The following is a 14,206-nucleotide window of genomic DNA, read 5'->3' as shown; positions in this document are numbered from 1 at the left end:
CGTAGTCAGAGAAACTGCAGTCAGCAAATGACGCAGCGGGAAAGGTTGTAACAGCAATTTGCAGTAAGCAAAAATTCTGTCCAGACTAAAAAGCGGTCAAGTGCATTCAGCACGCAGGTTAACGGGCGATTCAAAGCGGAGGAATCATGAAGCGCGATGTATTAAACGAAGACGATTATGATGAAGTATGCCGCGTGATCGGCGATGCCGTCATTGTATTAACCGAACTGGGACATGAAACCCGTCGGGCGGAAATCACCAGGCTGCTGCAACGTACACGTCATCAGCGCGCCCATGATGAGCGTGATGAACAGCGTATGTTAGAGCACGCCATTCGGCTGGTTAAGCCGTAATCTACTCATTTACGACATGGTTAGCTTTTATCTCGATACGCCGGATACCAGCTGACCAAAAAATGGCGCAGATGATCAAAACACCACTCCGCATCCTCGGCTTGCTGGCAGTAATAGCGCAACGTCACTTTTTCATAGTGCCGATGCCGGAGGTGAAGCGGTGACCAGCCCCAATCCAGCACGGCGCGCGCATAATTGATTAACGTTCCACTCTGCATGTTGTGCTGCTTTTCCTGACGACTCAGGTAAACCTCAAATGCCTGATCGAGGCTTTGTGTCTCTTCACGGCTGGCAGTGGATAGGGTTGGGCGAAAGGCGATATCGATAAAACCGCATACGCCATCCTCACGCCGCTGCCAGTCGCAGGCCAGCGTCATGAATAAGCCGTCCTGCAAATTGACCTCTTCGAGCAAGCGCCGCATATTTTCGGAATACTTTCCTGCAGCGATCTCGTCAATGCGACCGGTTTCTAACGTGAGGTCAAATCCGCAGGGATTCACCGAACCATCCACATTGGTGGTGGCAGGGAAGGGGAAATCGATATAACCGTTATTATCCAGACTTTTTTCCATCATGCAGGTCCGCAGCGTGAGATGGGCAGACAATAAACCATCTCACGTCGCGACGCACGGCTTAAGGGCACGTCCAGGTAATCATGGTGTTCTGATAAGGATTGATCAGGCGAAACTGTTTATCCGATAGTCGCTGGGCATAGAAGCCTTCGGCAGTAATGGCCGAGGGCACATACTGAAAGCGATCGGTGGAGTGCAGCGTACCGCTTTGGACTTTTACCCCATCGCGCGTAACGGCAAAGGCGTTGACCAAATCGAAGATTCGCGCCTGGGTATTGCCCATCGACTGACCATAAATTGTCGAAACCTCACCAGGACAGTCGACACCTTTTGGTGTCGAACTGCAGCCAGCTAAAACGAAAAGGGTGAGTACAACTGTGATTCGCCACATGAGCACCTGCTTCATTCCCTGGTTTGCCATGGCACGCCAATGCGTACTGATAACTGGATCATAGCAGGTCTGACGCTGCTTCCCATTTGTCATTTGTATAATCGTTAAGCGGAAGAAATGTAAAGGGGTGACTTTACTAGCTGATAAACGGTATTCTTGCCAGCGTTGCGCACCGGGTAAGCAAAACAAGGGTAAATGAATGAAAGAAGAAGAAGCGAGTTTAATGATTCTTCAGCACGCGATCGACAAATTAGAAGCCGACAAAAAAAAGCAGGTCATGAACTGCGTAGCGGCCATTCAGGAAGTGATGCAGCGTTTTGAAGCCGAAGAGGCCGGCCTGGCCTTGATGTTAGTCGCCGCACAGGTGGCTGCAGAGTAAATCCTCTCTCCCTCGTCTCACCATAAATTCTGTCAAATAGCTTTGCTGCTGCTCAGTCGACAAGACTGATGCCCAGCAGCAAAGCTATTACGTATTAATCTTTCTCCTGGTTTTCTTTCAGGCAGTCTGTGCTACACCTGTTTGTGAATCCAAAAGGAGGATGAGATGAAAAAGACACTGTTTTTAGTGGGTACTTTTAGCCTTGGCCTGCTGCTGGCGGGTTGTGCATCCGATCACGTCTTGCATACCACCGATGGTCAAACCATTGTGGTTCAGGGTAAGCCGAAGGTCGATGACGATACCGGCATGATTACTTACAAAGATATTGACGGTAAAGAACAGCAGATTAATCGCAATCAGATCAAAGACATGAACTCGATAAACTGACCTTTCCAGTTTGATTTTTTTTAGTGCGGCCCGCGTCCTGCAGGCCGCTTGCCTTCATCATCCCCACAAATGTGTTACCCTTCTGCACGAAAATCCCAACGAAATCATCATTTAACCTCAGCGGAGAATCCAATGAAGGCGATAGTTATGGCCGTTGGCGTGCTGGCTTGTCAGATTGCGCCCGCCTGGAGCGAAACCGAATATCAAATCACGTGTCCGGGTCGTCCTACCATGACGGTATCACGTGCCGAGTACGGACTGAGCACCCTGATGTGGCCTGCGCGTCATTTTCAAATTGCTGCCGGGCAGCAGCGTACCAGCCTGAAAGAGGGTGACAAGGTTTCCATCACCCGCTTTCGCAATGGCGATCAGTTGATTGTGAACAAAAATAATCAAGAGACCTTTTTCGTCTACGCAGACAGCGATAAGCTGTTGCCCTGCAGTCGCACGGAAAAACGCGACGCGGAAATCCTTTCACTGGAACGTTATGACGATAGCGCCCGCCCAAACTCGTGATTGCCATTACAAGGAGCTCGTTATGCAACTCAGCATTACCGATAGCGTCTCTCATCAGGATCTTGATGAAGTCCGCCTTGGCCTCAACACCTACAATAGTCGCTTCATTAACGTTGATGAGTTAAAACCGATTGGCGTGTTTATTACCGATGCATCGGGCCGTAAACAAGGTGCATTAACCGGTTCCACTTATGGCAACTGGCTACGCATCGATATGCTGTGGGTCAGTGATGAACTGCGCGGGCAAGGGGCAGGCAGTCAGTTAATTCTGGCGGCAGAAGAGGAAGCGCGTGCGCGCGGCTGCCGCTATGCGCAAGTTGATACCGCCAGTTTCCAGGCGCGTCCGTTTTACGAGAAGCTGGGCTATACGTTACGGCTGAGCCTTGATCACTATCCCCGCCATCATCAGCGTCACTATCTCAGCAAAACGCTGTAGTTAAATCAGCTGCCGCTGACGCAGATCCAGCGGCGACTGTTCTGCTTCATCAATCGCTGCCAGCCAGCTTTGCAAGTTCACCTTTGCCCATGAAAGATGTCCGCGCGTGGTGCTCATCAACACCACATCGGGTCGCAAAGAGCGATAGAGCTCCAGCGACTGCTGCAGCTCAGTAAGGTTACTCTCCGGCATCAGTACGCTGATCCAGCGATTGTAGTCACGCGTTAGCGTATCACCCACAAACAGATAGGTATGACCCAGCGGGGAGCGATAAAGATAGCTGCTGCTGCCGGGCGTATGGCCGGGCGTCGGCAGCAGATGAAAATCGCCGAAATGCGTCTCTTGCTGGGTAAAGGTTTCATCTGGCTCGATAACCAAACTCACCGGACCCAGCGAACGGCTGTGGCAGTAGAGCGCGCTATTAAAGCGTTGCTGAATGGCGCGCGCGCCGGGCGCCGCTTCATGCCAGTGCGTGAAATAGTGACGAATCACGCCACCCGCATCGTCGAGAAATTCGTGGTCGAGTGGATGCTCCACGCGCCCAATTAATAAATTGCCGCGCGGATGGCGCAGCATAAAGCCATGCATCATTAAATCGCTTGCCGTTTGTTCGGCAGGGAATTCTGGCGTGGAGATCCACAAATCGTCGTACAGTGGCTTCATTGTCGGTCTCCTGCGGCAAAACGTTAGCGCAATGTCGGGTGGCCGGTGAAGGCGAGCTGTGCTTCTCCGCTCTCAATCTGCAACGTGGCGCTGGCACCCAGCGGCAGCGTCACGGTATCAGCATCGTGACCAAATGCCAGATCGCTAATCACGGGGATGTGGTACTCATCTCGGACGCGCTGCCAGACGGTGGAAAAATCAAAACCATTGTCGTAGGCCGACAGCGACGTACTGGTAAAGCTGCCGGTGATAATTGCTTTCTGGCGCGGCAAAATGCCACTCTGCTGTAGCTGAATCAGCATGCGTTCAATGCGGAAGGGATGTTCATTAACATCCTCGATCACCAAAATCCCGCCTTCGATCTGCGGCATCCACGGCGTACCAATCAGCGAGCAAATCATGGCCAGATTGCCACCCCATAACGTACCGTGCCAGCGGCCGCGATCCGGACTCTCACTTGGCCAGCTAACGTTGACTGTAGGTGAAGTTAGCGCTTGCCAAAAGTGGTACTGAGTAAATTCAGATAAAGCCTCTGCGCCGAAATTGCCCGCCAGCATTGGCCCATTGAAAGTAATCAAGCCCGTTTGCGCCAGCAATGCCAGCTGAATGGCGGTGAAATCGCTGTGTCCACATAGCGCCACCGGCTGATTAAGCAAGCGACGTTGCAGGCCGATATAATCAATCTTATCGAGCAAACGCGATGCGCCATACCCGCCGCGCACTGCCAGCATGATATCGGGCAGAGGTTCCAGTGTTGCCAACTCATTGATATCATTCAGCCGCTGGGCATCATCGCCGGCAAAACGTTGATAGCGGCGAGTAATCGCGGATTGATTCTGCAGATGATGGCCTGCGGCCTGTAAACGACTGACCGCGCGCTGGGCGGCATCCTGATTGTGGCAATAGCCGGAAGGGGCGATTAAACGTAGCGTGCGGGGCGTGAACATAACTTCCATCCTGCTGTCTATTTGCCTGCCGATGATGACGAAATGCGTTAACGAAGTCACGGCAGCATAAGGTTTTTTACCGATTTAGGATAAACGGTAATTTTGCATCGCGCTGCGCCAGGTATGATAGCTTGCGCCAACCCTATTGCGGAACCAAAAATCAGTGAAAATTCGCCTACTTATGCTTTCTGCACTGTTGCTAGCTGGCTGTTCAAGCGAGCCGGAGAAACCGGCACTGCCCGAGAAGAATACGCCATTAACGCAGGCACCCCCCTCGAAAGTAAATGATGCATGGTCAATGTTTACCGAAGATGCCGCCAGTCATTATGGCGTTGATGAGAAGTTAATCAGCGCCATTATTAGTGTCGAATCCGGAGGCAATCCCACCGTAGTGAGCCGCTCCAATGCGGTTGGTTTAATGCAAATTAAGGCTTCGACCGCCGGCCGTGAAGTTTATCGTACGCAGGGCCGTCGTGGTCAGCCATCCTCTTCAGAGCTGCGCGATCCGGCAAAAAACATCGATATCGGGGCCGCGTATCTGAAAATTCTGCAGGATTCAGCGTTAGCCGGCATTCGCGATCCGCTGACGCTGCGTTACGCCACCATTGTTTCCTATGCGAATGGTGCGGGTGCGCTGCTGCGCACCTTCTCGCGTGACCGCGATCGTGCCATTGCGATGATCAACGCCATGACGCCGGACGAGTTTTACCAACACGTACAGAACAAACATCCGGCGGCGCAGGCCCCGCGTTATCTGTGGAAAGTCACCACCGCGTACCGCACCATCGGTTAATGTACCGTAGGGTCGCCATTCATGGCGACCCGGTTAACAACCGCAATATTCATGGCGACCTGGTTAACAGCCGCACCACATTAACCCTCTGCCAATAATCGCGCCGTCGGATAATCGACAATCAACACCTGCACATAGCCGCCGCGCAACGCGCCGCGAATCGCCTGCGCTTTCTCTTTGCCGCCGGCGAGTGCCACCACTTGCGGACAGCGTTTAACCTGCGCCAGCTCCATACCAATCACCGGATCTTCTGCCGCGCTCAGCACCGGCTGACCATCGGCATCGAAATAGTGCAGGCAAATATCACCCACCGCGCCACGCTCGGCCAGCGTGCGCAGCATCTCGCCGTCGTAATAGTTGCCGGAGTTACGCAGCAGGGCGGATGGCTCAAGATCGCCAATGCCGACAATCGCCAAATCCACCTGGTCAAACTTCTCCAGTACCACCGCCACCTCGGGATTAACCGACAAACGCTGGCGATCCTGCACCGAATGCTCAATCGATTGCGATGGCAAAAGCCATGCCGGACAGTTCAGCAGCGCCGCCAGATTTTGCGTCAGGATCGTCGCCTGCACGTTGCCATTGGCGCCAACCCCGCCCAGCAGCTGAATCACCCCTTTGCAGGGGGCGCTCAGCGGATGCAGCGCATCCACCATAGCGCGGATGGTGCCGCTCCATGACGAAATGCCAATCAGCTCATCGGCGCGCAGACGCGTTTCCAGATAGTGCGCGGCAGCGGAACCGATCGCCTGTTTGATCTGCAAAGCCGATGCCTGATCCGGCACATCCACCACAATTACCTGCGGCAGTTGATACCGTTGCTCAATGGCTTTTTCCAGTTCGGGAAACACGTTGGCAGGCGGCACAACGCTTATCTTCACCACGCCTTCTTTCACGCTGCGATTGAGAATACGTGACACGAAGGATTGTGACAGCTTCAGCAGCTGCGCAATGTCGGACTGCTTCCTGCCTTCCACGTAATAGAGCGTGGCGATTTTCACCATCAGCCGCTGTTCATCCTGTTTTGCCATGGTTTTTTCTCTCTCTTAACCTGCCTGGTATTGTTAATCAGCCGCTGATAAATAACAACGCAGAACATTTTGTGATCGTTTTCGCTTTTTAAACATCGCGCATTGGACGTGCTCATTAAGGCAGCGCATAGTCACTATGCATATAAAATCATAATTGAATATATATTCAATCGGAGATCGCCAATGAAAGCCTCTGTTCTTAAAGTCTCTCTACTTGCTTCACTCATATTGATATCGGCAGCGTCGCTAGCGGCGGATAAGGGGCTGCTGGCCATCATCACGCCATCGCATGACAACCCGTTCTTTAAAGCGGAAGCCGACGGCGCGCAGGAAAAAGCCAAAGCGCTGGGCTACACCACGCTGGTGGCCTCGCATGATGATGACGTCAACAAGCAGAACCAGTTGATCGAAACCGCTATCGCGCGCAAAGCCAAAGCCATCATCCTTGATAACGCCGGCGCTGATGCCACCGTTGGACCGGTACAGAAGGCCAAAGACGCCGGTATTCCCACCTTCCTTATCGATCGTGAAATCAACAAAACCGGTATCGCCGTGGCACAAATTGTCTCTAACAACTATCAGGGCGCGCAGCTCGGTGCGGAGAAGTTCGCAAAGCTGCTGAACGGCAAAGGCGATTATGTGGAGCTGCTGGGTAAAGAGTCGGATACCAACGCGGGCGTGCGTTCGCAGGGTTATCACGATGTGCTGGACGATTATCCCGATCTGAAAATGGTGGCACAACAGAGTGCCAACTGGAGCCAAACCGAAGCGTTTAGCCGGATGGAAACCATCCTGCAGAAGAACCCCAACATTGTCGGTGTGATCTCCGGTAACGACACCATGGCGCTGGGTGCGGAAGCGGCACTGAAGGCGGCGGGCAAAACCAACGTGATTATCGTCGGTTTCGACGGCAGTGATTACACCCGCGACTCCATCATCAACAAAGGCAATATCAAAGCTACCGTGCTGCAGCCGGGCTGGGATCAGGCGCAAATGGCGGTTGAGCAGGTGGATTATTACCTGAAGAACGGCAACGCGCAGAAAGAAGAGAAGCAGCTGATGGATTGCGTGCTGATTGACGACAGCAACGCCTCGAAGCTGAAAACCTTCAAGCTGGCGCAATAATATGGCGGTCGGCATGAAGGAGAAGATGTTGGTCGTGCTGCTGACGCTGATGTTAGCCGCCTGCACCGTGGTAGATCTGGATGCCAACGGCAATCCCATCATGCCGAAAGATCCTCACGCGCAGCCGGGTTACCGCGATCAAACCCCGCAGCAGATCGCGGAATCGAGCTGGGCCAGCCGCGTGCAGCAGCCCGCAGAGAAACAGGCGCTGAGCTGGGCCGATATGGAAACCAAAAGTCATACCGTCAAAACGGGCGGCAGTGCAAGCGTGTTCGTGCGCGCCTCTGGCACGGTGACGGCATTTGACAACAGCAATGAGCGTGAGCGCAGCCTCACCATGACCATCAACGGCAAGCCGGTGAAGGTGTTGATTGGCCCGGTGTTGCGCGGCAATGCCATTCGCGACGCCGCCGGCTTTCGTTTTGAAGAGTTCACCAATCAAGTGCAGTACGCGCAGCTGACCAAAGCGCTCAATCGCCATGCGGTGCAGCAGTTGCCGACGGTGGATGCCAGCTGGGTCGGCAAACCGGCGCAGGCGCTGCTGGCCGTCAGCATGGGCGCGGGCACGGTGGACGATGCAGTGGCACTTCAGCTGCAGCAGGGGAATCCATGATGAGCGATGAAATCATTCTGCAGGCTAACCAGATGTCGATGCTGTTTCCTGGCACGCTCGCGCTAGATCGCGTGGATTACCGCGTATGGCGCGGCAAGGTCAACGTCATCATTGGCGAGAACGGGGCGGGTAAATCGACGCTCATGAAAATTATCGCCGGCGTGCAGCAGCCGACCAGTGGTGAAATGCTGCTTAATGGGCAAAAAGTGGCTTTCAGCAGCACGCGTGACGCCGCGCGCCACGGCATCGGCATGGTGCATCAGGAACTTAACCTGTTTGAAAACCTCAGCGTGGCAGAGAACATTTTTCTTGGTCGCGAAATTCAGCGCGGCATACGTCCGATCAACGAAGCCGAGCAGAAACGCCGCACCGCTGCGCTGATGCAGCGCCTCGATCAGCCGATTTCACCGGATGAGAAGGTCGGCAACCTCAAAGTTGGCCAGCAGCAGCTGGTGGAGATCGCCAAAGCGCTGGCGGAGGATGCTGACATTCTCATCCTCGACGAACCCACCTCGGCGCTGAGCAAAACCGAAGTAGAGATGCTATTTCGGGTGATCCGCGAACTGACGCGTCAGGGCGTTTCCATCATCTACATCTCGCATCGGCTGGAGGAGTTGATGGCGATTGGCGATGTGATCACCATTCTGCGCGACGGCCGGTTTCAGGCTGAAGCCCAGGTGAGCGATATCGATGTGCCGTGGATCGTGCATGAAATGCTCGGCAGCGATCCGGTTAACACCTTCCTGCCAGCGAACCGGCAGTTTGGCGCACCGGTGCTGGAAGCGGAACACATCACCTGCGTCAGCCCGAATGGCAATACGTTGGTGGATGACGTCAGTTTCCAGGTGCGTTCCGGCGAAATCGTCGGCATTTACGGCTTAATGGGCGCCGGGCGTACCGAGCTGTTTGAGTGCTTACTCGGCACCCAGCGTAACTATTTGGGCAAGCTGTGGCTTGATAGCAAACCGCTGCCGACGCGCCTGCCCACCGCAGAACGCATCCGCATGGGGATGAGCCTGGTCCCGGAAGATCGCAAACGCTCAGGCATTTTTCCCATCTCGTCGGTGGCGAGCAATCTGACCATCGCCAGCCTATGGCGACGCCTCTCCCATCGCACCGTGATTTCTGATCAGGCCGAACGCGACGTGGTGGCCAGCACCGTTGGCAATCTGGCCATCAAAATCTCCTCGCCGGATGTCGCCATCAGCGCGTTAAGCGGCGGTAATCAGCAGAAAGTGGTGATTGGCCGCTCGCTGCTGACCAACCCGCGCTTGCTGCTGCTGGATGAACCGAGTCGCGGCATTGACGTCGGTGCAAAAGGCGAAGTGTTCCGCATGATGGTTAAGTTATCGGAGCAGGGCATTGCGGTGGTGTTCTCCACCTCGGACCTGAAGGAAATTATGGCCGTTGCCGATCGCATCCTTGTGATGTCCGGCGGCAAACTGACTGCTGACCTGCCGCGCGCTGAAGCGGAAGAGGCGGCGCTGGTTAAAGCAAGCGCACAAGGGTTCTGATATGAAAAATAACGGCGCGCTCGCGCTCTCAACGCCGGGCAAAGCGTTCAATTCACGCGAAAGCCTGATATTGCTGTTGTTAAAACTGCGCACCTTTATTGCGCTGTTTCTGATTGTTGGCTTCTTTGCCATCACCGTGCCGGATTTCCTTGCGCCCGGTAGCCTGGTGATCATGGTGAAACACATCGCCATTAATGCCTTCCTCGCGCTTGGTATCACCTTTGTCATTATCACCGCGGGCATCGATCTTTCCATCGGCGCAACGCTCGGGCTGTGCGGCATGATTGCCGGTTGGCTGATTACCAAAGGCATTGTGCTGCCGATGTTCGGCATCGCCATCTTCCCCAGCGTGTGGGTGATTGTGCCCATCGTGCTGCTGATTGGCGGCGTGATTGGCGCAGCTAACGGCTGGATTATCACCCGCTACAACGTGGCGCCATTTATCTGCACGCTCGGCACCATGTATATCCTGCGCGGCACGGCGATGCTCACGTCGGGGGGCGAAACCTTCCCCGGTCTGCAGGGCAATGCGCTGCTGGGCAATACCGGATTCGACAAGATTGGCGCGGGCTATTTTCTTGGTTTGCCATGGGCCATCTGGATGATGGTGCTATTGGCGCTGATCATTGCTTACGTCGCGCGGCGCCTGCCCTTTGGCCGTCAGGTTTATGCGATTGGCGATAACGAACGCGCGGCGGAGCTCTCGGGCGTGAAGGTGAAGTCGATAAAAATCTGGGTATACGCCATTTCCGGCTTCTGTGCGGCCATTGCTGGCATCGTGGTCTCGTCACAGCTGGTGGCCAGCCATCCGGCTAACGGCACTTCATTTGAAATGAACGCCATTGCTGCCGTGGTGCTCGGCGGCACCTCGCTGGCCGGTGGGCGCGGCACCATTCTCGGCACGCTGATTGGTGCTTTCGTTATCGGCTTTCTCGCCGATGGTTTGATCATGATGGGTGTCAGCGAGTTCTGGCAGATGGTGATTAAAGGCATCGTGATTATCGTGGCGGTGATCATCGACCAGATGCAAAGTCGCATGCAGCAGAAAGCGGCAGTGGTGGCACAAAAAGCGGTGATTGAGGAGAGTGCCAGTCCGGCAAAAAGGTAATCGGTTGGGTGCAGGCGTAGTGAGTCTGCACCTTTTTTTCTTTATCAAGAATATATATTCATTATCGATTTAAAATTCAGAGGTATTTATGAATCCTTTCAACTACTCGATAGCGGATCTGGCCGCCAAAGCGCGTGCCGTGCGCCGCCGCATCATCCAGCTTAATGCAGGCAGCCCGGCAGGTGGGCACACGGGGGCCGATCTCTCTCAGGTGGAGATTTTGACCGCGCTCTATTTCCGCATCCTTAACTGCGCGCCGGATCGCACCAACGATCCCCGGCGTGACATTTATATTCAGTCGAAAGGCCACGCAGTTGGCGGTTATTACTGCGTGCTGGCGGAAGCGGGTTATTTCCCCACCGAATGGCTGCCGACGTATCAGCATGCGGATTCACCTCTGCCGGGCCATCCGGTACGGCAGAAAACGCCGGGCGTTGAGCTGAACACCGGCGCGCTGGGGCACGGATTACCGGTCGCCGTCGGCATTGCCTTAGCAGCGAAGAAAGATAACAGCGACCGACGCATATTTGTCGTCACCGGCGACGGAGAACTGGCGGAGGGCAGTAACTGGGAAGCGGCGCTGGTGGCGGCACATTACGGCCTCGATAACCTGGTGATCATCAACGACAAGAACAAGCTGCAGCTGGCGGGCCATACGCGCGACATCATGAACACCGATCCGCTGCCGGAAAAATGGCGCGCCTTTGGCCTGGAGGTGAGCGAGTGTAGCGGCAATGACATGGCTGCCGTGGTTGAGGCCATCGAAAAGCTGCCACGTAACGGCGGCAAGCCGCAGGTGATTGTGGCGCATACCGAAAAAGGCTTCGGCATCTCCTTTATTCAGAGTAAACCGGAGTGGCATCACCGCGTGCCGAAAGGCGAAGAGATTGCATTGGCATTGGAGGAGCTGAAAGATGAGTAATGCAAAACACCTGGCGACGGTGATGGTCGAGGCATTTATCGATGCGGTGAATCGCGGCGTTGATTTAGTGCCGGTGGTGGCGGATTCCACCTCAACCGCCAAAATCGCGCCGTTTATTCAAGCGTTTCCCCATCGCCTGATTAATGTCGGCATCGCAGAACAAACGCTGGTGGGCACCGCCGCCGGTCTGGCGATTGGCGGCAAAGTCGCCGTCACCTGTAATGCCGCGCCGTTCCTGGTTTCCCGCGCTAATGAGCAGGTAAAAGTCGACGTCTGCTACAACAACACTAACGTCAAACTGTTTGGCCTGAATGCTGGCGCCAGCTATGGGCCGCTGGCCAGCACCCATCACAGCATCGACGACATTGCCGTGATGCGCGGCTTCGGCAACATCGAAATCTATGCGCCATCCTGCCCGCTGGAGTGTCGCCAGATCATTGAGTACGCGCTGGCGCATGTCGGCCCAGTGTACATCCGTCTCGACGGCAAAGATCTGCCGCAGCTACACGATGAAAACTATCAATTCCGTCCCGGCCAGATTGATGTTTTACGTGAAGGTGATGACATCGTGCTGGTGGCGATGGGCTCGACGGTACACGAGGTGGTTCACGCCGCCGAGCAACTGCATGCGCAAGGCATTAGCGCGGGTGTGATCGCCATTCCATCGATTCGACCTTGTGATACCCAACGGCTGCGCGAGCTGTTAAATCACTATCCAGCGGTCATCACCGTAGAGGAGCATAACGTTAACGGCGGCGTCGGCAGCCTGGTGGCAGAAGTGCTGGCTGAAGGTGGCTGTGGTATCCCGCTATTACGTTTGGGCATACCGGACGGCGAGTACGCCATTGCAGGCGATCGCGCTTCAACGCGTGCTCGTCATGGCATTGACGCAGCCAGCGTGGTGAAGCGTGCAGTGCGCATCTGTGCAGGAGCGTAAAATGGCAGGTTCGTTGATACTGGCGATTGATGAAGGCACCACCAACGCGAAAGCGATTGCGGTGGATCGCGCTGGAAACGTGGTGGCGCGCGCTAGCCAGCCGCTGACGCTGGAACATCCGCAGCCGGGCCTGGCCGAGCAGGACCCGCTGGCGATTTGGCAGGCGGTAAAACAGGCGGTGAGTGCTTGCCTGGCGCAGTGCGCAGGCGCGGAGGTGGCAGCGGTGGCGATCAGTAACCAGCGCGAATCGGTACTGATCTGGCAACGACATAACGGCGAGCCGTTGACGCCGCTCGTGAGTTGGCAGGATCGTCGCTCGGAAGCCTGTTGCCGTGATTTACGTATGGCGGGTAAAGCGCCGCGTATTACGGGTCTGACTGGATTAGCGGTCGATCCAATGTTTCCTGCCGCCAAACTCACCGGCATGCTCGCCGCGCTGCCGAAGGGTTTGGTGCGGGCGCAGGCCGGGGAACTGTGCATCGGCACGGTAGACAGCTGGCTGAGCTGGCAGCTGAGTCAGGGCGAAAGCTTCGTTACCGATCATGCTAATGCGGCGCGCACCCAACTCTATAACCTGCACAGCGGCGACTGGGATGATGAACTGCTGGCGTTATTCCACATTCCACGCGCGGCGCTACCGCAGATTGTGCCGTCGGCCAGCGCCCATGGCGTGGTAATACGTCATGATATTCCCGGTTTAACGCCAGGCACGCCAATTCTGGCACGCATCGGTGATTCGCACGCCGCGCTGCAAGCGCAGCGCAGCGGCAACGAGGAGGTGGTGAAAGCGACTTACGGCACCGGGTCGTCATTAATGATGTCAATGGCGACGCCGTTGCTCACCGAAAATGGCCTCAGCACCACGGTAGCCTGGCACGACGGCACGCTGCGCTACGCTTTTGAAGGCAACATCACCCATACCGGATCGGGTGCCGCGTGGCTTGGGCGCATGATCGGCGTTAGCGATCCGCGCGAACTTACGGCGCTGGCCCAGCGCAGCGAGCACAATCAGGGCATCTATTTTGTGCCAGCGCTCTCCGGCCTGGGTGCGCCATGGTGGGATCTTAAAGCGCGCGGTATGGTGTGCGGGCTGACCGATGCGGCGACGCCAGAAGTACTGGCGCGCGTGGCGCTGGAATCGATCGCTTTTCAGATTGCGGATGTGTTTTTCGCGATGGAACAGGCTAGCGGCGTGCGGTTGCCAGCGTTGTGCGTTGATGGCAGCGCCACGGAAAACAGCTGGTTGATGCAGCTGCAGGCGGATGTATTGCAGCGGCCACTTAAGCGAGCGCCAACAGCGGAAGTCTCCGCATTGGGCGCAGCGTTATTGGCGGGCCGCCAACTTAACTGGTGGCAACAGGGCAGTGAGATGCAGGCATTGCAGGGGGGCAGCGTCATTTTGCCGCGTGAGGATCAGGCGAAAAGCATGCAGGATAATTATCAGGGGTGGCTTGATGCGGTGGCACGCTGTCGCTATCAGCCGCATTGACCGGTGCGGTTTTCGTCGGGTGCGCATTGA

18 protein-coding genes are annotated in these 14,206 nt (G+C 55.6%); 13 read left to right on the top strand and 5 right to left on the bottom strand.

Annotated elements, in window-relative coordinates; genetic code table 11:
* Nucleotides 1-146: 146 nt before the first annotated feature.
* Nucleotides 147-353, top strand: coding sequence for a DUF2767 family protein (locus CRO19_RS01105; RefSeq protein WP_097094207.1), 207 nt, complete (start codon nucleotides 147-149; stop codon nucleotides 351-353).
* A gap of 20 nt (nucleotides 354-373) precedes the next feature.
* On the opposite strand, the gene CRO19_RS01100 is transcribed toward CRO19_RS01105, so the two are convergent.
* Together CRO19_RS01100 and CRO19_RS01095 are read right to left on the bottom strand one after the other, a co-directional pair.
* Nucleotides 374-925: a hypothetical protein gene (locus tag CRO19_RS01100; RefSeq protein ID WP_097094206.1), complete on the bottom strand. Its 552-nt coding sequence runs from the start codon at nucleotides 923-925 to the stop codon at nucleotides 374-376.
* A 61-nt stretch (nucleotides 926-986) separates the two neighbouring features.
* Entirely contained in the window at nucleotides 987-1,316 is a 330-nt protein-coding gene (locus CRO19_RS01095) for a hypothetical protein (RefSeq protein ID WP_097097554.1), read from the bottom strand.
* A gap of 199 nt (nucleotides 1,317-1,515) precedes the next feature.
* On the opposite strand from CRO19_RS01095, the gene CRO19_RS01090 reads away from it, so the two are divergent.
* From CRO19_RS01090 to CRO19_RS01075, 4 genes are all read left to right on the top strand, one after another.
* Nucleotides 1,516-1,695, top strand: coding sequence for a hypothetical protein (locus CRO19_RS01090; RefSeq protein WP_008108187.1), 180 nt, complete (start codon nucleotides 1,516-1,518; stop codon nucleotides 1,693-1,695).
* Between the two features lie 165 nt (nucleotides 1,696-1,860).
* Nucleotides 1,861-2,082: a YgdI/YgdR family lipoprotein gene (locus CRO19_RS01085; RefSeq protein ID WP_097094205.1), complete on the top strand. Its 222-nt coding sequence runs from the start codon at nucleotides 1,861-1,863 to the stop codon at nucleotides 2,080-2,082.
* Between the two features lie 132 nt (nucleotides 2,083-2,214).
* Nucleotides 2,215-2,598 (top strand): hypothetical protein, encoded by a 384-nt coding sequence (locus tag CRO19_RS01080; protein ID WP_097094204.1) that lies wholly within the window; start codon nucleotides 2,215-2,217, stop codon nucleotides 2,596-2,598.
* A 22-nt stretch (nucleotides 2,599-2,620) separates the two neighbouring features.
* Entirely contained in the window at nucleotides 2,621-3,034 is a 414-nt protein-coding gene (locus CRO19_RS01075; protein WP_097094203.1) for a GNAT family N-acetyltransferase, read from the top strand.
* Here CRO19_RS01075 and CRO19_RS01070 read toward each other — a convergent pair whose 3' ends face one another.
* Nucleotides 3,035-3,697, bottom strand: a complete 663-nt coding sequence (locus CRO19_RS01070; protein ID WP_097094202.1) for an MBL fold metallo-hydrolase — start codon at nucleotides 3,695-3,697, stop codon at nucleotides 3,035-3,037.
* 23 nt (nucleotides 3,698-3,720) lie between these two features.
* On the bottom strand, nucleotides 3,721-4,644 hold the full coding sequence (gene ldcA / locus CRO19_RS01065) for a muramoyltetrapeptide carboxypeptidase (RefSeq protein ID WP_097094201.1): 924 nt from the start codon (nucleotides 4,642-4,644) through the stop codon (nucleotides 3,721-3,723).
* Between the two features lie 163 nt (nucleotides 4,645-4,807).
* On the opposite strand from ldcA, the gene emtA reads away from it, so the two are divergent.
* Nucleotides 4,808-5,437 (top strand): membrane-bound lytic murein transglycosylase EmtA, encoded by a 630-nt coding sequence (gene emtA / locus CRO19_RS01060; protein ID WP_097094200.1) that lies wholly within the window; start codon nucleotides 4,808-4,810, stop codon nucleotides 5,435-5,437.
* Between the two features lie 80 nt (nucleotides 5,438-5,517).
* On the opposite strand, the gene CRO19_RS01055 is transcribed toward emtA, so the two are convergent.
* Nucleotides 5,518-6,468 (bottom strand): sugar-binding transcriptional regulator, encoded by a 951-nt coding sequence (locus CRO19_RS01055; protein WP_097094199.1) that lies wholly within the window; start codon nucleotides 6,466-6,468, stop codon nucleotides 5,518-5,520.
* Nucleotides 6,469-6,651: 183 nt separating this feature from the next.
* On the opposite strand from CRO19_RS01055, the gene CRO19_RS01050 reads away from it, so the two are divergent.
* From CRO19_RS01050 to CRO19_RS01020, 7 genes are all read left to right on the top strand, one after another.
* Nucleotides 6,652-7,593: a D-ribose ABC transporter substrate-binding protein gene (locus tag CRO19_RS01050; RefSeq protein ID WP_176519116.1), complete on the top strand. Its 942-nt coding sequence runs from the start codon at nucleotides 6,652-6,654 to the stop codon at nucleotides 7,591-7,593.
* Nucleotides 7,594-7,606: 13 nt separating this feature from the next.
* Nucleotides 7,607-8,206, top strand: coding sequence for a DUF2291 family protein (locus CRO19_RS01045; RefSeq protein WP_097097552.1), 600 nt, complete (start codon nucleotides 7,607-7,609; stop codon nucleotides 8,204-8,206).
* Nucleotides 8,206-9,720 carry a sugar ABC transporter ATP-binding protein gene (locus tag CRO19_RS01040; protein WP_097097551.1) on the top strand — a complete coding sequence of 505 codons (1,515 nt, stop codon included), beginning with the start codon at nucleotides 8,206-8,208 and terminating at the stop codon, nucleotides 9,718-9,720. Before CRO19_RS01045 ends, CRO19_RS01040 begins: the two co-directional genes overlap by 1 nt.
* 1 nt (nucleotide 9,721) lies before the next feature.
* Nucleotides 9,722-10,828, top strand: coding sequence for an ABC transporter permease (locus CRO19_RS01035; protein ID WP_097094198.1), 1,107 nt, complete (start codon nucleotides 9,722-9,724; stop codon nucleotides 10,826-10,828).
* An 88-nt stretch (nucleotides 10,829-10,916) separates the two neighbouring features.
* The gene (locus CRO19_RS01030; protein ID WP_097094197.1) at nucleotides 10,917-11,750 is read left to right on the top strand and encodes a transketolase; all 834 of its coding nucleotides are present in this window, start codon (nucleotides 10,917-10,919) and stop codon (nucleotides 11,748-11,750) included.
* Nucleotides 11,743-12,687, top strand: a complete 945-nt coding sequence (locus tag CRO19_RS01025) for a transketolase family protein (protein ID WP_097094196.1) — start codon at nucleotides 11,743-11,745, stop codon at nucleotides 12,685-12,687. Before CRO19_RS01030 ends, CRO19_RS01025 begins: the two co-directional genes overlap by 8 nt.
* Nucleotide 12,688: 1 nt before the next feature.
* Nucleotides 12,689-14,176, top strand: coding sequence for an FGGY family carbohydrate kinase (locus tag CRO19_RS01020; protein ID WP_097094195.1), 1,488 nt, complete (start codon nucleotides 12,689-12,691; stop codon nucleotides 14,174-14,176).
* Nucleotides 14,177-14,206: the final 30 nt, after the last annotated feature.

The organism is Candidatus Pantoea floridensis, assembly GCF_900215435.1.
Lineage (GTDB): Bacteria > Pseudomonadota > Gammaproteobacteria > Enterobacterales > Enterobacteriaceae > Pantoea > Pantoea floridensis.
The sequence above is the reverse complement of the archived record's forward strand: the minus strand, read 5'-3'. Positions and strand labels throughout refer to the sequence as shown.